Source organism: Acinetobacter sp. YH12100 (assembly GCF_013419135.1).
Taxonomy (GTDB): domain Bacteria; phylum Pseudomonadota; class Gammaproteobacteria; order Pseudomonadales; family Moraxellaceae; genus Acinetobacter; species Acinetobacter pseudolwoffii.
Genome location: NZ_VPAQ01000004.1, coordinates 164839 through 183250 on the forward strand (window position 1 = coordinate 164839; position 18412 = coordinate 183250).

Below are 18412 nucleotides of genomic sequence, written 5' to 3' on the forward strand. Positions count from 1 at the left end.
TACCATTCATTTATATAGGAGGACAAAATTCATGCTATTCGTTATGAAGTCATTTCTATAATGCTTATGTGTGACTAGATCAAGCATGCAGTATTAAAAGATCTCTCGACAAGGCTTAGAAAAATATTAAAGTTTAATTATTAAATTATAGTTATCAATTTTCTTATTTCCCAGATATATCCCCAGGATAATGAGTAACAATCATGTCTATGCTTTAGTTTAACTTTACAAAAAACCCTACAGATAGATGCATCTTATTTAAGATGATATTTTTGGTCAAAATCCAGCCAAGATTAAAATAATAATATTCTCTTTATTTTCATTAATGCGTGATGAAAAGCTGTGCTTAGAAGAAGTACCACTCGCCCTATTCAACATCCCTATTTTTACAGAATACGGTGGTGGTCATTCCTGATTTACTCAGGCTCTGATCCTGTCGATCAAGAAAACTTTTGGCGACCATAGCCATCATGGGCGCCATATCCAGACTGTTATTTTCTTCAGAAACTTTTTGAATGTCCTGATAGGCTTTCAGTCGATTACAGAAAGCCTGACGTTGGGTTTTGGCATCGGCCTTTGGATCATCTTCATCTAAAATGTGCTTGGTTTCATTGACGATTTTAGTCTGTTCTAAAATAAACTGGTCATACGCACTTTGTGAAAGTGGTTCTGCAAAGACCATGCTATTCAGTAAGAATAACAATCCTGCACAAATGAAAGATGATTTTTTTAGCATTTAGATTTCTTCTTTCCAGACATCTTCATAATCATCGGCATCAATCATGAAACGAAAACCTGTTTCCAGAGCAAGATATGGTAATACTTCTGGTGCGATGTCCTGTAATTCACGTACGGTCATCGTTTCAAAAGCATCTTCACTTGAAGGTTCTCCGCCATAAATATACCAGCTGATATTTTCCGCTGTCTCAGGCTTTTTACGAATACCAACTATCGGATCCTGCTTTAAGGTATGTACGGCCACAGCAACAACATCATCACCCGTGACTTCAACATAAGCTGAGCCTACTTCTTCACAAAGTAACTTTTGCTCTGCGATCAGTTCTTGTAAAGGTGATAGATTTTGCGTGTTTTTCGACATTCGATATTACTCATTTATTTGCATTAGCACGCTATTTTAACTGAATTTTAGCAATGCTGATGAGGATTTCGTCGAGATGTTAAAATATCTGCGCTTAAAATTGTTTAAGCGCAGATATGAATTTCAGGCTTATTTGAAAATTTTAAAACGCTCTTCGTCCGCAAGATAATCTTTGGCATGTGTTTCGCCTTCGATTGAACCAAAGACCAGCTGTGCGCGAAGCTTCCAGTTGGCTGGAATGTTCCACTCAGCATGCACCTGCTCATCTACGATCGGATTATAATGCTGTAAAGATGCACCTAGGCCTTCAGTATGTAATGCTGTCCATGTGGCAAATTGCGCAATCGCAGTAGAATGCTCTGCCCAGACAGGGAAGTTATCCGCATAAGACGGGAATTGCTCCTGCAACGCTTGTACCACTGTTTGATCTTCAAAGAATAATACCGTACCTACACCAGCAGCAAAGCTGGCCATTTTAGCAGTGGTTTTTGCTGCACTTGCTTCATCTTTTGCATAACTTTTTAATTTATCTGCAACGATGCCCCAAAACTTTTCATGTTCTGTGTTGAATAAAATGACGGCGCGTGAAGACTGAGAATTAAAAGCAGATGGACTTTGTTTAATTGCAGTTTGAATTAAATCAGTTAAACGTTCAGGAGATTGTTCAATATTCTTGCCAATGGCATAAATAGTACGGCGTTTAGTAATTAAATCTAAAAACTGATTCGACATTTTTAAAAATCCTGGGATATATCTTCGGGAAAATTGGAACCTTTAGTTATTTTTGTGAAGCATAGCTAATCAATTAAACTTTTAGCTTATCTAAAAATAAAGCTTATATACCTTAAAAAATAATAGACAGAATTACTAGGCTATTTGCTTGATATTTTTATATATTTTTTAGCTAAAACTGATTCTTTTCACCTATTTTTTAAACAAAGGTTAAAATTACTGCCCAATGAAAATACTTTAGGATAAATAGTGGGCTATCTTGCTCTATTCTCGGGCGAAATTCTAGGAATCATTATTTTTATAAGGTTTATTTTTTGAAGATCCCTGTTAAAGAGAATCTAATAATATAGCTTAGGCTATTTCCAAGCATCTCCGATCATGAAGGAAAGCTTAGGCTACAGATAAAATTAATCCCCCAAGAATGGAGGACTAATTTTTAGCAATGAAAACTATAAACTTAAATTAAAATTTTGCATTCAAAACTTGAGCTGATACTTTACTTTTCCACAGCTCACGTAGTGTCGGTAAATAGAATTTCTCACCTAGTTCAACCAGTTCTGCATCGATCAGTGCATGCATTTCGTGCATAAACAGATAGTCCAGTTCAACTGTACTTAGTTTTGACTGCTGCTTTTGATAGTCCTTACGCTTTTGCTGGGCTTGTTTAACCAAACGATCCGCAAATGCTTTATCTTTAAACTGGCTAATCGCCTTTAAACGCAGTTCAATAATGCCCCAACCGGTTAACAACATTTGGAAAGTCTCAAAGTCACCGCTGGTCGACTCCCAAGACATTTCTTCCAGATTTTCATCATCTGGAAGCACCGGCAAAAGAAGTTCCATGACACTTGGAAAAATCTTTTTAAAATTCAGAATAAATTTAACAGGATGCTCACCTGGATAATCCTTGAATTGCACCTTTCTTTGAACATCTGTTAAATAAATATCAAGCATAAAACAATCATCAGTGGTTAATCTCATCGAGTTCTATTGTACGCAACTCTGCCTGAGATAAAAACCACTGCTGACGATTCCATGATAAAACAGGCTGAAAGATTGAAAATAAAAGCCTTAAACGCTTTATTTTGTATTCGGTGAGACCATCTGTTCAGGACGCACCACCTCATCAAACTGTTCAGCTGTGACTAAACCAAGTTCAACAGCCACCTGCTTTAAGGTTTTAGCTTCTTTATAGGCAGTTTTGGCAACCTTGGCTGCATTCTCGTAACCAATCACCGGGTTTAATGCAGTGACCAGCATTAATGAGTCATGCAAGAAATGATCAATCTTGTCACGGTTCGGCTCAATACCTACGGCGCAGTGATCATTGAAACTATTACAGGCATCACCCAAGAGCTGGATGGATTGCAGTAAGTTATAGGCAATCACAGGCATAAACACATTCAGCTCAAAGTTACCCGATGCACCTGCCACATTAATCGTGGTGTCATTTCCAAGCACTTGCGCCACCACCATGGTCATGGCTTCACTTTGCGTCGGATTGACCTTACCCGGCATAATGCTTGAACCTGGCTCATTTTCAGGAATACGCAGTTCACCAAATCCACAACGAGGCCCACTGGCTAACCAACGAATATCGTTGGCAATTTTATTTAGGCTGACTGCAAGGGTTTTTAATGCGCCTGAAGCAAATACCGCAGCATCACGGCCGGCCAAAGCTTCAAATTTATTCGGAGCAGTGACAAATGGTAGACCTGTCAGCTTCTCCAGTGTTTCTGCGGCCTGAACTGCATAATCAGGATGGGCATTTAGACCTGTACCAACAGCCGTCCCGCCCAATGGCAATTCATACAAACCCAGTAAAGCTTGCTGTAAGCGAATCAAGCCATGATCAAGTTGGGATACATAACCACTAAATTCCTGACCTAGGGTTAAAGGTGTCGCATCCTGTAAATGCGTCCGGCCAATTTTGACAATATCGGCAAAGGCTAAAGATTTTGCATGCAAGGTATCACGTAGACGGGTAAGCGCTGGAATAAGAAGTTGATTAATCTGCAAACTCGCTGCGACATGAATCGCAGTCGGGAAAGAGTCATTGGTCGATTGGGCACGGTTGACATGATCATTTGGATGAACCGGTTTTTGCGCACCTAAATGATTGCCCAATTTTTGATTGGCAATATTGGCTATCACCTCATTACAGTTCATATTACTTTGCGTGCCTGAACCGGTTTGCCAGACCACCAGTGGAAACTGGCTATCCCACTGCCCGCTAATCACCTCATCTGCTGCATCCACAATATAGCCCGACAGCTCTTGAGGAATCTGATCCAGTTTAGCATTGGTCAAGGCTGCAGCTTTTTTTACCAGTCCCATTGCACCAATCATTGCCCGTGGCAAGCGTTCATTGCCGATCTTGAAGTTTTGCAAGCTACGCTGGGTCTGAGCGCCCCATAAAGCCTCACTCGGTACAGCCACTTCGCCCATGGTGTCATGTTCAATACGTGTTTGCATGTTCAACCTCAATTTTTTACATATCGCTGATTTTAAAAGCATCTATCACGATACTTTGCTAGATTGATTAAAAGTAATCGATTATATTAAATATGTAAATGATAATTATTATCAAATATTTTTTACTTATCTCATTTACTGTCCTCTCAGTATATTTTGATAAAATAGCCATTCATCCTCAAGCATCTTTTTCAGTGAACGTTGCGGTTGCCAATGCAAAATCTGCTGTGCCTTTTCAATATTCGCGCCTAGCTGGTCAAGCTCTGCATGAGGATAAGGCAAGGCATCGACTGTTCTAATTGCAGATTGGGTCACTTCTGCCAGTTGATCCAACAAATCCTGTATCGAAATGAGCGTTCCAGCAATATTGAAGGCTTCACATTTTAATTCCTGTTGTTGCCATAGCCACTGCAAGGATTTAATCACCGCATCACAACTGTCTGCCACATGCAGAAAACTCCGCTCTACTGTTCCATCCGCAGTATAAGCCTGACGGCGTAATTCCAGATATTCGCGCTGCTGCGCAGCGACCTGCATTGCCAAAGGCACAATATTTTTCGGTAAAGGTGGCACCGCCTCGCCTAGGACACCATGCTCGAAGGCGCCGCTAATATTAGATAGTCTTAAGATAGCAATGCGCCACTCGTTATCTGTTTTGACAGTATCCCGAATAATTTCCTCAACCATCTGTTGCGATTTAATATAGGGATTGGGATAAGTATAGTTAAAAGGTAGATCTTCATTGAGATCCGTACCGGATTGTCCATAGACTGCCAGACTGGATAAATGCACCAGATGCCGTACGCCGGTACGTTGCATGGCGCGCATTAAGCTCATAATACAGCTGACATTATCATTATAATATTCAAGGGGTTTTAATACTGATTCTTCTAGCGACTTAAAACTGGCAGCATGTACTACAGCCTGAATCGAATGCTGTTCAAATACTTTGTTTAATGCAGGCGTATTGCGAATATCAATTTTGATAAAAGGCACATACATCCCGGAAATATATTCAAGTCGCTCAAGCGTCTGCAAGTTGGCATTGGCCAAATTATCGACCACAATGACCTCTAATCCTTGTGCTAACAGACTTAAAGCAATATGTGAGCCTAAAAAGCCTAATCCACCCGTCACTAAAATCATTGTATACTACCTACTTTCTGATGAAGCCCAGATCAAGCTGTTGCTATTGATCAAGCCTGTAGTGAATTTCGATGAGCACCTTAATTCTTGTTACCTCCGCACCAACTTCTATTTATGCCTGGCATGCCCTTGGTTTGGCGCAGGCATTACACAACAAAAACCAAGAATTCCGCGTATTCTTTTATCAGGACGGCGTGTCGGTCGCAAATGCACTGCAATGGGTGCCCGACGATCAACGTCATCTTACACATGCCTGGCAAGCACTCAATATTCGCCTACCGGTCTGTGTAAGTGCAGCACTGGCGCGAGGGATTACAGATCAGGACAATGCTCAACGTCACAATATTCAGCAGCATAATCTGGCGGATGCCTTTGAATTGGTCGGTTTAGGTGAACTTGCCGATGCTGTTCAATCCTCACAACGTCTGATTCAATTCTAGATGTTCCATTTTTTAGAATGTGTTGCTTTTCCAAGGAATCTTGTGTGAAATCTGTACTTGTTATATTAACCCAAGCCAATCTGACCAGCCTGCAAGTGCATGAAAGCCTGTCTGCGACCATGGTTTTGGCGACATTTGGTGCGGAAGTGAAAGTTCTGCTACAAGGTGCAGGCCTTAGTCTTCTACGCTCAGAACTGCAATTTGATCAGTTACAACATGCCTTTAAACTGGCATCGAATATGGTCGACAGTTTTGAGTTTTATGACCTGACTCCAATTCTGATTGAACAGAAAAACCAGAACTCGCCCTTTGTGGCTCAGAGCGAACAAGAGATTGAATTTATTGAGCTAAGCCCAGCGTTTATTCAAGGCTTTGATCATGTGCTGTATTGGTAAGGAATAAAGGATATATAAAATGTCAAATCACACACTTTATCTGATCCAATCGAACTATGCGGCAACGGCGCAGACTCTGGAACAACTCGCTCAAATTTATACCCTCGGTGATCAAGTCGTACTGATGGGTGAAGCCGTATTACAGCTGGAGCATTCATTTCTACAAAATTTGCCGCAAATTTACATGCTGGAAAATGATGCAGAGCTTTTGACACAGCCTTTGTCGGATCAGGTCAAGCTTCTCGATTTTGCCGATTTTGCAGATCTTTGCCTCGGGTTTAATCGCTGTATTTCAATGAAATAATCAATGAGTTAAATATGAATTTAGAACTGGATCAAGATGGTCATCTGATCGATTACACCATTTGGAATGAAGAAGTCGCGCAAGTCCTGGCCAATAACCTGGAACTGAACTTAACCCCGTGGCATTTTGAAATTCTGCAAGCAGTGCGTCAGTTCTATCAGCAGTTTGGCCATTCACCGGCCACACGTCCCTTAATTAAATTCCTAATGAAAACGGTTAGTGCTGACATCAACAATGCCATGCTTCAGGAAAAGTTTAATACGGGTCTGGTCGCGCGGCATTTAAGCCGTTTGGCCGGCGTACCCAAGCCTGCAAATTGTTTATAAAAGTACGCTGTCTTCAATACTTATATCTAAATGCCTGAATTCTCATTTGGGCTTTTTTATGAAAGCAATTTTCACATCTAAAATAATAAAAGATATTCGTGGCTTGAATTCGTCAACTTCGGGTTTGTTCTAAGGTTCGCAAAGCCCGATGCAATTCATGATCCATTTCTGGCAGAACTTTCAGCAGAAACTCTATTTGTGCTTTCGCCTCGTCTCGAGTCACCAGTTTAGCTTCTACCAGCGTCTGCTGTAGACTAACCAGCAAACTGACCTGTCTAGGATCTGGTTGTTGCCCCTGACCTAAAGCACTGATGATTTGAGCAAAGTCTAGATATAACTGTTGTTGTTGCTTTAACAATAGGCTTTGCTTTGTAGCTACATTATTTGGTTCAGCCTGTGTATTTTGGCTATTGCTCTTAAAACTCAGAGACATATAGCTGGATGATTTTTCAAGTCGGGCAACCTGATCACGATGGGCTTGGACTTGATTGGCAAAATCAGTCCGATAGATGTCTTGTCGTATCTGGTAAGCAATAGCCACCAAAATGCCGAACAAGAGTAATCCGATGATGAGATATAAAAGAACGGTCTTATCTTTCATCTTGATCTCCTCAACCCAATAAAGACAGCTCTTATCAAAACGCCGCCTGTATCGTTGCTCGACTACGGCGTTGACCAGTCTATTGGTACATAGCCGATCCGGACGCGTTGTGGATGATTCCCAACTGGCACACTGAGCACTTTATCCCCTGTGGAAAAATCAATCACGGTCACCACATCGGTTTCACTTTCGGAAATCACACAGCTTTTACCATCTGGACTACGAGTTGCCCAATAGGGTTTACCGGCAGGAATCAGTTTGCCGGCAGTCAGCGTCTTACGATTTACAATCGTGGCATAATCATCCATGGTTCCTGCAACACAGAGCTTTTCACCATCAGCACTGATTGACAAACCATGATGACGCGAATCATTGACCCATTTTGTCCGGTCTTTCGGGATACTATCACTATCAGGGAGCTGTCCGATCCGGCTAATCTTGTTCTGATTCAGATCGTACTCAATCAGACCATTAAAAAATGAAACCTGGGCATAAAGTTTCGTTTCATCCTTGCTAAATACCATTGGGCGAACTGAATTGGATAAATCCTTGCGACCAAATGCATCGAGTGCAGGTCTGAAATCAATTTTTCTCAGCACTTGATGGGTATTGGCATCCGCGATGCTAATGTAGCGTTTTCCTTTGGTGAAATCCTGCCACTGTGCATCCATTGACGTTTCAACATTGCCAATCGCGGAGTTCAGGATCTTGTTACCATCATCGAAGTAGATATTTTCATGTGGTTTATCACCCGTAGCAAAACGCCCTAACTCTTTGCCAGTGTGAATATCCAGGACATGTACCACATTGCCTGAAGATGCTGACACCGCCACGCGTTGACCATCTGGCGAAACCGCCATGTGATCGGCACGAAAACCTTCAACCGGTGTACGCCAGTTCATCTTGCCTGTTTTGATATTAATAGAGACCACATCGGCGAAACTTGGACGCGATGCCACGATGGACTGACCATCTGGCGTCGAGTACATATCATCGACCAACTGATCATTACCTTCACCCGCTGTGGCCTGAATATAGGTATAGGCAATCAGTTTGATTGGATTCAGGTGAATTTCTTTAAGGCGCTCTTTCCGGTCAGGAATCATGTTAATGACGCCTATTTTGCCAAAATCACCCGATGGCCGAATCACGGTTACCGTACCATCCCAGTTGTTTCCGACAAAGAAAACCTGCTGTGAATTGGCAGGTGCTGCTGAAGGCGCAGAAGCGGCCTGTACACTCGGAAACGCAGACAGCATCGCCATTGCAGATAAGGTCAGACAGAATCGTGGCCATTTTTTATTTTGAACTTTCATCCTTTATGCTCCGCATAATCATTTTTATTATTTTTAATTCTTTATTGCGCACATTTCCGCTGTGCTTATTCGTGACCTAATATACAAAGGTATAAAATGATTTGCTGATTTTTCCGACCAAAAAAAGATCACTTCAAACGCTATTCATATAAATCTTCAGGGGAATTTGACCTTATACATCCAGCACATCGACAAACTGTGCATTCAGCACTTTGGCAAGATCAGCCGGTTTCAGTCCGATATCCAAGCCTCTTTTACCGCCACTCACATATATTTTATTGAGCTTTTCTGCCGATACATCAATGACTGTTTTTAAACGCTTCTTTTGTCCGACTGGACTGATTCCACCGACCAGATAACCGGTTAAACGTTCTGCATGTTTCGGATCTGCCATTTGCAGTTTTTTACAACCACAAGCTGCCGCTACTTTTTTTAGATTAAGTTGATGATGTACCGGCAATACGGCAACAAAATACTGTTTTTCATCCGTTACCAATAGCGTTTTAAAAACTTCTTCGACTTGTAATCCTAATTTTTCTGCAGCCTCTAAACCAAAGCTTTTCGCATTGGCATCATGTTCATATTCATGAATACTATATTCAATTTTTTGAGTTTTTAAGAGTTTACATGCAGGTGTCATAATACTTCTGGCTCAAGTCTGATCGCCTTAGTATATAAATATTCGCTCAAGAAGTTAATGTTTTTGCCCCATACCTCTGCTCCATATGCATGACTACAAGCTGTTTCTGAGATTTTTTACAAAGAGAGTGACGTGCAAAATACCAACAAAGATATGCGTTTTTGCCACTATCTAGATATCAGATGCGCCTGTGCCTAGCGATTTAGAATGCTTTGAAATGAACATATTCGTCATTTCATCAAGATAGCGACAATCTAAATTTTTCCAAACCCTTCGCTATAAATCTCTTTAAATTCGATGTCTGTTTCTTAGTCAGCTTTATAAATTTAGAAACAGAACATAAAACTGATCTCTAAATTGAAGTAACTCATTTTTATCTGGTATTTTGTAATAAAATGCATATAAAAACACAGACTAAAATATTAAAATAAGCTTATTAACATATTGTCTTATCTTGCCTTTTTAAGTATTTCTCCATCTTTTCAAGATGAGATTTTGACATTAAGGGAAGCACGGTTAAAGGCAAAGTTAGGCTAGTCATCCTCTCACGCAAGTCAAGGATCTCTCGATTGAATGTCCTAATCGTTTAGGCCAGACATGAATTTTTGCAAGATTAAAATATGATCAAACAGCAGAGCTGATCCTTAACATGAAGATACAGTTACATAAAGGATATTAACTGTTTTTGCCAATTGGGTTTACAATGAAAACAATCTGAATACCCTGCGAATTGTAATTTTTTAACATTGCCAAATCTCTGCAAAGTTTTCATTATAGCGCCACTGTTTAGGATATGCTTTCTACGTCAATTCAAAGAAATTATAAATAGTCATGTAGAAAATCATGCAATAATAAGCAGAGTTTGCAGCTATCTTGCAAACAAACCTCGATACTTTTTAATTGGAGCATGCTGGATGAGTTCGACCATTTTGGTTATTCATGGACCGAATTTAAATTTGCTTGGAAAGCGCGAACCAGAAGTTTATGGTCATCTTACGCTTGGCGATATTAATCAGCAACTGACTGCTCAGGCTCAACAGGCCACATTACAGCTCGATACCTTCCAAAGCAACTGGGAAGGCGCAATCGTTGACCGAATTCATCAAGCCCAACTCGACGGCGTGCAATATATAATTATCAATCCGGCAGCATTGACACATAGCTCTGTTGCGATTCGCGATGCCCTGCTTGGTGTCGCCATTCCTTTTATTGAAGTCCATTTGTCAAACGTCCATGCACGCGAGGCATTTCGACATCATTCGTACTTGTCCGATAAAGCCATCGGCGTGATCTGTGGTCTGGGTGCAAAAGGCTATGCTGCTGCGCTCGACTATGTCATTGAAAAAATACAATCTTCTACAAAATCTTAATTAGGAATACTGTCTCATGGATATCCGTAAAATCAAGAAACTCATCGACTTGATGATTGAATCTGACTTACAGGCGATCGAAGTTAAAGAAGGCGATCAATCGATTGCATTAACTCGTCGTAATCCAGTGGTTGCAGCGGCTGTTCCTGCAATGCCTGCACCTGCAGCTGAAGTACCTGCGGCGAAGTCTCCGCGCGGTGCTGTTGAAACCTCTCCAATGGTTGGGGTGTTTTACTCTGCACCAAGCCCAGGCGAAGCGACATTTGTCAAAGTGGGTCAAACCGTTTCTGCGGGTGATACCTTAGGTATTATCGAAGCCATGAAAATCATGAACCCGATTGAAGCAACTCAAAGTGGTGTGATCGAAGAAATTCTAGTGAAAAATGGTGAAGTGATTCAATTCGGCCAACCACTTTTCCGCTACCGCGCTTAATCACCCCGGGGATTTATAATGTTGCAAAAAGTTTTAATTGCAAACCGTGGTGAAATTGCTTTACGCATCACCCGGGCTTGCAGAACTTTAGGGATCAAAACCGTAGGTGTCTATTCTGACGCAGACAAAGACCTGATGCATTTGCGTTTCTGTGATGAAGCCGTGTGTATCGGTCCGGGTGCGAGCAGTGACAGCTATCTGAATATTCCTGCGATTATTACAGCTGCTGAAATTACTGGCGCAGATGCCATCCATCCTGGTTATGGTTTTCTCGCTGAAAATGCTGAATTTGCAGAAATCGTAGAAAATTCTGGTTTTATCTTTATCGGTCCACGTCCAGAACATATTCGCTTAATGGGGAACAAGGTTTCTGCCATTATTGCCATGAAAAAAGCGGGTGTACCAACTGTACCGGGCTGCGACCATGCCGTAACCATTCACAATGCACTCGCTGAAGCGAAAGAGATCGGTTTCCCGCTGATTGTCAAAGCTGCTTCTGGTGGTGGTGGTCGTGGTATGCGTATCGTCGAAAATGTCGATACCCTGCTGGAATCTGTTCAGGCTGCACAGCGTGATGCGGAAATGTGGTTTGGTGATGATACGGTCTATATGGAGCGTTTCCTGCAAAAACCACGTCACGTTGAAGTACAGGTACTGGCTGATGGTAATGGTCATGCGATTCATCTCTATGATCGTGACTGCTCGCTACAGCGTCGCCATCAAAAAGTACTGGAAGAAGCGCCAGCACCGAACTTACCAGAGCAAGCACGTGCCGATATTCTAGAAGCCTGTGTCAATGCCTGTAAATTGATGCAATATCGTGGTGCAGGTACATTCGAATTCCTGTTTGAAGATGATGGATTCTTCTTCATTGAAATGAATACGCGTGTTCAGGTTGAACATCCGGTAACTGAAATGGTGACCGGTATTGATATTATCGAACAGCAATTGCGTATTGCTGGTGGCTTAGGTCTCGATATTCAGCAAGAAGATGTCAAGGTTTTAGGACATGCGATTGAATGCCGTATTAACGCAGAAGATCCATCAACCTTCTTGCCTTCACCCGGCAAGATTGAGAGCTTCTATGCACCAGGCGGCGCAGGTATCCGCTTAGACTCGCACATCTACCCAGGCTATAGCATTCCGCCGTATTATGACTCGATGATCGCCAAACTGATTTCGCATGGCAAGGACCGTGAGACGTCTATTTCTCGCATGAGAAATGCCTTGGAAGAAATGATTTTGACTGGCGTTAAAACCAATATTCCTTTGCACAAAGATTTAATCCTTCAGGATAAAAATTTCTGCAAACAGGCAATGGATATTCATTATCTGGAAAAACATTTGTTAAAGCAGCTTGAAAGCGCTGAAGACAAAGCTTAAATCAAAGCTCATAAAAAAACCGCTGTCATTCAGCGGTTTTTTTATTATTTGCAATTTAAGGCAATACGCGTCTGAGCACGGCAAAACATTGCTCGGCTTTTTCATTGGCGCAGAAGTTAATAGTATAAGGGTTTTGCCATTTCACAAAATACTGCGAAATTTCACCAGACTGATCCATCTGATTGCCTGAACAGTCTTTTTCATTATTGTCATATTTTACTTGCAGAATTAGCGCTGGAATCTGCTGCGAAGGATCCTGTGCCGGCTGATAGTCATACAGCCCTGACGTCCACTCATCGCCACTTTTAATCACCACATTATTATTGCCTTTAAAATTATAATATTCGATACATTTTTTATTATTCGGGATTTCCATTCCCCACAATCCGACAATTTCCGGACGGGTTTTCACGGTAAATGTATTTGGGATTTCAGCAGCTTTAGCAGGAACATTCGCTGGTTTTTTATTTTCTGTCGCCATTAGCCAAGGTGAGCTCATGAGTAAGATAAGGCTAAGACATATTTTTTTCATATTTACCGGCATCTTGTTAACAATTGATTCTAAATTATCATATTTTTTGGGATCGTGTCCCGCTCTAACGCAATTTCAATACAGAGTCAGAAATTATTTATCACATTGTTTAAAAACATGGATTTCTTTTCTGACTTTTTTTGTATATATTTCGTATATAAGAATCTTAATAGTTCGTATTAATAACAGATTAATCAAACAATAAAATTATATTTTGGGTCAAACTTAGTTACTGAACAAAGTGATCATTCACACTTAGAAATTTGAATAGGATTTTAAATTTGCAATTAGCTCGAATAACAGAACAACAGTTAAATCATGAAACCTATGCTTATTTTGTCAGTGTTTTCGCTGTTTTAGTCTGTTGTTTTATTGGGATCGCAACCAGACCGATTGAGTACCTGGCCTTATTGTGGCCGGCCAATGCTGCCTTGTTAGCCCTGTTCTTACGCTTTCCACATTTAAACAATATGGGAGGTTGGCTTGGTGCATTCAGTGCTTTTATGTTTGCAGATCTGGTCACCGGAAACAGCCTATTACAAAGCCTGTTTCTTACCCTGTCTAATCTGATCAGCACTATTGTTTCGATATTCTTTATTCGATATTTCAAGATTAATTACAAATACTATAATACCGGTTATACCTTCGTTCATTTATTTGGCATCTTCGCTTTTGCCGGCTGTCTGGCCAGTGCGGCTTTTGCAGTTCTCACCTTGCCGAATCTACCCAATTCATTCATGACCAAAGAAAATTTATGGATTGATTTTGGTCTGTGGTGGACCGGTGAAATGGTGAATTATATTGTGTTTCTCCCTTTAATCTTGGCATTCCCAAGAATAAAAGACATGCAGTACTTATTTAAAAACCGTCGCCAAAAACGTAATTACTTCAGCTATTTTTTACCTGCATCTTCAGTCGTGGCCTGTATCATCATTACCAATATTTTTGCAGGCCCCGGCGCAATGCTCTACCCTCTGGCTGCACTGATTTGGGCTGCATTGACCTATCGCCTGTTTACCATGACCATCATCAATGCCTTTGTGATTATCCTGACCTATTACAGCCTGACCCAGTTTTATGCCACCAATCACACCATCCTGGCAGACTCTACGATTTATATTTCGCTCCGGATCGGGCTGTTTATGCTGGCCTTATCTCCGCTCATACTGTGTATTATCAGCCAAAACCGCAATGAGCTGTTTAAACGGGTCTTGTATCTGGCCAATCACGACAGTCTAACGCGTACCATGAATCGTCATTTTTTCTTTCAGAAGGGTGAATATTTACTGCAATATGCCAAGACGATGGAATTTTCAGTCATCATGCTGGATATCGATTATTTCAAACGCTTGAACGATCATTTTGGCCATCATGTCGGTGATAAAGTCTTACAACACTTTGCGCAGATTGTACGTAACAATTTGCGTGCTCAAGATCTGTTTGCACGGATTGGTGGCGAAGAATTTGTGCTGTTACTCTGGAACACCGAGCCTTTTGAAGCTCAGGATATTGCAGAACGCATACGTAAACGTGTAGAAAAAACCCCGATGCATCAATCAGATGGTTCAGACCTCTACATTACCGTGAGTGTAGGGATTACCCATCAAAATGAACCACAATCACAAGACCTGCAAAACCTGATCAATATTGCAGATCAGGCCTTATATCAGGCCAAACATCGTGGACGTAATCAGGTGGTGCTTGCATCTTAAACTAAAATCATCTACAACCTTGAACAGCATTAACGCTAGGGAATGGCAATGAAATTAGAAGAATATCTACAATATGACGGTTTAGGATTGGCTGAACTGGTCGCCAATAAACAGGTACATTCCAGTGAACTTTTATCCGCTGCCTTAGAGCGTAGCTCAATTGCCAATCCCGAACTGAATGCTATTATTATTCCCATGCATGAGCATGCATTAAAACGGACCCAGCAGAATTTATCCGGACCTTTTGCCGGTGTGCCTTTTCTGGTCAAAGACCTGTTTCAGGAATATGCAGGTTATCCAACCTCTTATGGCTGTCAGGGCTTAAAACGGATCGGTTATATTGCCGAAACCAATGCCGAGATTGTCAATCGTTGGGAAAAAGCTGGAATTGTCACTTTTGGCCGTACCAATACGCCTGAATTTGGCATTAAAGGGATTACCGAACCAGATGCCTGGGGTAGCTGTAAAAATCCATGGAATTTACAACATAATAGCGGCGGCTCATCGGGTGGCTCGGCTTCTGCTGTGGCTGCCGGCATTGTACCAATTGCGGGTGCAGGCGATGGCGGCGGTTCGATACGTATCCCCGCTTCATATTGCGGGCTGTTTGGTCTAAAACCAAGTCGTGGCCGTACCCCCTGGGGGCCGCAAATGAGTGAGGCCATGCATGGTGCAGCGATTCAGCATGTCCTGACTAAAACAGTGCGGGACAGTGCTGCAATGCTGGATGCCACGCATGGTGAAGATCACAGCTCGCTATTTAAGATTCAGCGTCCACAGCATCATTATCTGGATGTGATTCAGCAACCACCGAAAAAACTGAAAATTGCCTTTAATCCCCATTCTACCATTGGCACGCCTGTCTCTCCGGATGCTGTGAAAGCCATCGAACAGACGGCCAAACTGCTGGAATCTTTGGGACATGAGGTGGTTGAAGACCGTCCGGCCATCGATGGCATGCAACTGGCCAAGGATTTTATTACCACCTGGTTTAGCCAGTTTTCATTTATGCTGGATGAAATCCAGAAAGGCTACCCGTCTAAAGCGAAGGATTTTGAACTGGACTCTTTAGCACTGGCGGCTTTTGGAGCTAAAACCAGCGCACTTGATTATATCCAGAACCTGAATAACTGGGGCCAGTACGTGACCCAGATGAATCATTTCTTTGATGATTATGATCTGTATCTGACGCCTGCAACCGCAACCGTCGCACCGAAAAATGGCGAAGTCAAAACACCTGCATGGCAGAAGCCAATTTTAAAGGCTTTATTGGGTGTAGGTAAGGCCCATCTGCTGGCACAAGGTAAACTGGTCGATCAGATTGTCAAAGAAAACCTGAAATGGGTACCTTTTACTCAACTTGCCAATATTACCGGGCTTCCAGCCATGTCAGTGCCGTTGTACTGGAATGAACAAAACCTGCCGCTCGGTTCGCAGTTTATTGCACCCTTTGCCCGTGAAGACCTGCTATTGCAATTAGCTGCTCAACTGGAACAGGCACAGCCTTGGGTTCATCAGTACGCCAAAATTCGGATCTAAATTTTAAGCATCAGAGACATCATGAAGATATCTTTGATTGCTCAACTGTATTGGGCAACCCAAAAATCAATAACAAACCAAACAAAGTCGATGCGGCGGCAAACATAAAGATGGTTTCTCCGCCAATTTTATCCCAATAATAGCCGGCCAGAATGCTGCCACTTGCTACGCCTAAGCCCCACATGGTGCTATATAAAGCCTGTCCACGGCCTTGCTGTGCAGCAGAGAAGTTCTGGAAAATAACCCGCATGGCGATCATGTGAAATAAACCAAAACTCAAGGCATGAATCGTTTGGGCAAAAAATTGTGCCACAAATGCAGATGGAAATACGCCTACAATCAGCCATCTTAAGCCAGTCATCAACAGGCAAAGTATCACCAAATGACGCCATGACCAGCGTGTCAGAAAGAAGGTAGCATAAGCAAACATAATAATTTCGGCAATAACCCCAATGGACCAAAGCAATCCGATCTGACTGCTACTAAATCCCGCCTGACTAAGATAATTACTATAAAAACTATAAAACGGCGCATGTGAAAACAGCATGATCAGTTCAATCAGAAAAAAACTGTATACAACCGGGCGCTTGAAAATCGGCCAGAGGGCTTCCAGCTTTTTCTGTGTAGTAGGCGCCGCCGTAGGTTCTTTAATGCTAAAAGACCAGAGAAAAGCCAGAAATGAAATACACAGCAATAAAACTGGAAGCATGCTAATGCTGATAATTTCAAAGATGGCGCCCAAGCCGAATACACCGATAATAAATCCAACCGAACCCCATTTCCGGACTTTTCCATAAAGTTCTGCTCTTTTTTCCCCGAGCCAGAATAGAGTCACGCCTTCAAATTGTGCCAAAATCGCATTTTGAAAAAAGCTGAAAATCAGCATCAGTAAAGCCACTGACTGAAAGCTGTTAGGAATGATAAACATCATCAACCAGATACAGGCTTCCATCCAGGTGGCAATCCGTACCAGCAACATGCGCTTACCAGATTTATCTGCAATCCAGCCCCAAATAAAAGGCGCAAAAAACCGAGTGAGAATCGCAATAGAAGATAAAATACCGATTTCCTGATAGTTAAAGCCTTGATCTTCCAGATACAGACTCCAGAACGGCATGAATGCGCCCACAATCGCATAGTAGAAAAAATAGAATCCTCCCAGTCTGGTACTGATTGCAAGTGCTTGCATTAAATTGTATTCCCTTGCATCTTCAATGGCTTATAAATACTAATAGTTGCGTCATATTGCATTGAATTGCCCTTACTTGCTGTTCAAAGGTCTACAAATCCACAGAAAATATATTTTAAAAAAATTTGTAGAGTGCACCCTAAGGCACGAAATTTTCGTAAGTTTATGGCTAAATGTGGCTAAAGTAAAAAATCAATATTGAAAGGCATTTACAATGCGTAAAACATGAATCTATTTTTATAGAGCAACCTCGGATAAAAATGGGAATATTTTTAAGAAGGAGTTATTTCAATTCACCTTTGATACTTAATAAAGCAAAGTTACGGGAATATTGAATACTTTTGAAATAAAAACACGCTTTAAATCTTCTCTCCAAATAGCTAAGCCACTGATTTAAAATCTTCAATCCTCTATTTAAGAGGCCTATTTTTAGAACTAAAATACTCATTGTGGAGTTTAGGTATCGAAGCAATATCCGATAATTCCATTGACTTCGCACTTTAGTAGACAAATCATCTACCTGCACCATAATTCAAAAATATGCCGAAATATGAATAAGATATAAATCTCGAAATCCTACATATCGCTACACTCGCATCTCTAAATCATCTCATTGTAAGTGCTTTTAATATGCCATTTTAGGCAGGTCGAATGGTAATACCCCCATTTTTAATTGAATTAATGGGTAGAAAATCTAAAGCCTTGTTATTGTTTAAAAATAGGTGGACAACCATTTACTGACATATGAGGTCGTTCATGATTATAAAAGTACTGCCAGTC

20 protein-coding genes are annotated in these 18412 nt (G+C 41.4%); 9 read left to right on the top strand and 11 right to left on the bottom strand.

The features are described from left to right. Positions 1-367: 367 nt before the first annotated feature. The 6 genes from FTU40_RS04700 to FTU40_RS04725 form a co-directional block, all read right to left on the bottom strand. Positions 368-736 (bottom strand): hypothetical protein, encoded by a 369-nt coding sequence (locus FTU40_RS04700; RefSeq protein ID WP_005171030.1) that lies wholly within the window; start codon positions 734-736, stop codon positions 368-370. Continuing rightward, the gene (locus tag FTU40_RS04705; RefSeq protein ID WP_005171032.1) at positions 737-1099 is read right to left on the bottom strand and encodes a hypothetical protein; all 363 of its coding nucleotides are present in this window, start codon (positions 1097-1099) and stop codon (positions 737-739) included. A gap of 129 nt (positions 1100-1228) precedes the next feature. Next, a complete protein-coding gene (locus FTU40_RS04710; RefSeq protein WP_180039992.1) occupies positions 1229-1831 on the bottom strand; it encodes a nitroreductase family protein in 603 nt (200 codons plus the stop codon). Between the two features lie 462 nt (positions 1832-2293). Continuing rightward, positions 2294-2785 carry a hypothetical protein gene (locus FTU40_RS04715; RefSeq protein ID WP_100355114.1) on the bottom strand — a complete coding sequence of 164 codons (492 nt, stop codon included), beginning with the start codon at positions 2783-2785 and terminating at the stop codon, positions 2294-2296. 126 nt (positions 2786-2911) lie between these two features. After that, positions 2912-4306: a class II fumarate hydratase gene (gene fumC / locus FTU40_RS04720; RefSeq protein WP_100357163.1), complete on the bottom strand. Its 1395-nt coding sequence runs from the start codon at positions 4304-4306 to the stop codon at positions 2912-2914. Positions 4307-4441: 135 nt separating this feature from the next. Next, positions 4442-5452, bottom strand: coding sequence for an NAD-dependent epimerase/dehydratase family protein (locus FTU40_RS04725; protein WP_074382815.1), 1011 nt, complete (start codon positions 5450-5452; stop codon positions 4442-4444). A 71-nt stretch (positions 5453-5523) separates the two neighbouring features. Here FTU40_RS04725 and tusD point away from each other — a divergent pair, with 71 nt between their 5' ends. The 4 genes from tusD to FTU40_RS04745 are packed head-to-tail and all read left to right on the top strand — an operon-like array spanning position 5524 to position 6917. Next, entirely contained in the window at positions 5524-5892 is a 369-nt protein-coding gene (tusD, locus tag FTU40_RS04730) for a sulfurtransferase complex subunit TusD (protein ID WP_005096839.1), read from the top strand. A 44-nt stretch (positions 5893-5936) separates the two neighbouring features. Continuing rightward, positions 5937-6287: a hypothetical protein gene (locus tag FTU40_RS04735; RefSeq protein ID WP_005096837.1), complete on the top strand. Its 351-nt coding sequence runs from the start codon at positions 5937-5939 to the stop codon at positions 6285-6287. A 19-nt stretch (positions 6288-6306) separates the two neighbouring features. Further along, a complete protein-coding gene (locus tag FTU40_RS04740; protein ID WP_180039994.1) occupies positions 6307-6591 on the top strand; it encodes a DsrH/TusB family sulfur metabolism protein in 285 nt (94 codons plus the stop codon). Between the two features lie 14 nt (positions 6592-6605). Next, positions 6606-6917 carry a TusE/DsrC/DsvC family sulfur relay protein gene (locus FTU40_RS04745; protein ID WP_005096835.1) on the top strand — a complete coding sequence of 104 codons (312 nt, stop codon included), beginning with the start codon at positions 6606-6608 and terminating at the stop codon, positions 6915-6917. A gap of 112 nt (positions 6918-7029) precedes the next feature. Here FTU40_RS04745 and FTU40_RS04750 read toward each other — a convergent pair whose 3' ends face one another. The 3 genes from FTU40_RS04750 to ybaK form a co-directional block, all read right to left on the bottom strand. Continuing rightward, positions 7030-7518: a hypothetical protein gene (locus tag FTU40_RS04750; RefSeq protein WP_180039996.1), complete on the bottom strand. Its 489-nt coding sequence runs from the start codon at positions 7516-7518 to the stop codon at positions 7030-7032. A 62-nt stretch (positions 7519-7580) separates the two neighbouring features. After that, positions 7581-8834 carry a YncE family protein gene (locus FTU40_RS04755; RefSeq protein WP_180039998.1) on the bottom strand — a complete coding sequence of 418 codons (1254 nt, stop codon included), beginning with the start codon at positions 8832-8834 and terminating at the stop codon, positions 7581-7583. Between the two features lie 172 nt (positions 8835-9006). Further along, positions 9007-9474: a Cys-tRNA(Pro) deacylase gene (ybaK, locus tag FTU40_RS04760; RefSeq protein ID WP_180040000.1), complete on the bottom strand. Its 468-nt coding sequence runs from the start codon at positions 9472-9474 to the stop codon at positions 9007-9009. A 914-nt stretch (positions 9475-10388) separates the two neighbouring features. Here ybaK and aroQ point away from each other — a divergent pair. From aroQ to accC, 3 genes are read left to right on the top strand one after another with little or no spacing between them, the layout of a single operon-like run. Further along, positions 10389-10844, top strand: coding sequence for a type II 3-dehydroquinate dehydratase (gene aroQ, locus FTU40_RS04765; RefSeq protein ID WP_180040002.1), 456 nt, complete (start codon positions 10389-10391; stop codon positions 10842-10844). 16 nt (positions 10845-10860) lie between these two features. Further along, on the top strand, positions 10861-11277 hold the full coding sequence (gene accB, locus FTU40_RS04770; protein ID WP_005096830.1) for an acetyl-CoA carboxylase biotin carboxyl carrier protein: 417 nt from the start codon (positions 10861-10863) through the stop codon (positions 11275-11277). An 18-nt stretch (positions 11278-11295) separates the two neighbouring features. After that, positions 11296-12660 carry an acetyl-CoA carboxylase biotin carboxylase subunit gene (gene accC / locus FTU40_RS04775; protein ID WP_180040004.1) on the top strand — a complete coding sequence of 455 codons (1365 nt, stop codon included), beginning with the start codon at positions 11296-11298 and terminating at the stop codon, positions 12658-12660. A 55-nt stretch (positions 12661-12715) separates the two neighbouring features. On the opposite strand, the gene FTU40_RS04780 is transcribed toward accC, so the two are convergent. Then, positions 12716-13159, bottom strand: coding sequence for a hypothetical protein (locus tag FTU40_RS04780; protein ID WP_171248492.1), 444 nt, complete (start codon positions 13157-13159; stop codon positions 12716-12718). 314 nt (positions 13160-13473) lie between these two features. On the opposite strand from FTU40_RS04780, the gene FTU40_RS04785 reads away from it, so the two are divergent. Together FTU40_RS04785 and FTU40_RS04790 are read left to right on the top strand one after the other, a co-directional pair. Then, on the top strand, positions 13474-14904 hold the full coding sequence (locus FTU40_RS04785) for a diguanylate cyclase (RefSeq protein WP_074382822.1): 1431 nt from the start codon (positions 13474-13476) through the stop codon (positions 14902-14904). A 48-nt stretch (positions 14905-14952) separates the two neighbouring features. Then, on the top strand, positions 14953-16443 hold the full coding sequence (locus FTU40_RS04790) for an amidase (RefSeq protein ID WP_159515793.1): 1491 nt from the start codon (positions 14953-14955) through the stop codon (positions 16441-16443). A 19-nt stretch (positions 16444-16462) separates the two neighbouring features. Here FTU40_RS04790 and FTU40_RS04795 read toward each other — a convergent pair whose 3' ends face one another. Next, positions 16463-17632, bottom strand: a complete 1170-nt coding sequence (locus FTU40_RS04795) for an MFS transporter (protein WP_180040006.1) — start codon at positions 17630-17632, stop codon at positions 16463-16465. Positions 17633-18412: the final 780 nt, after the last annotated feature.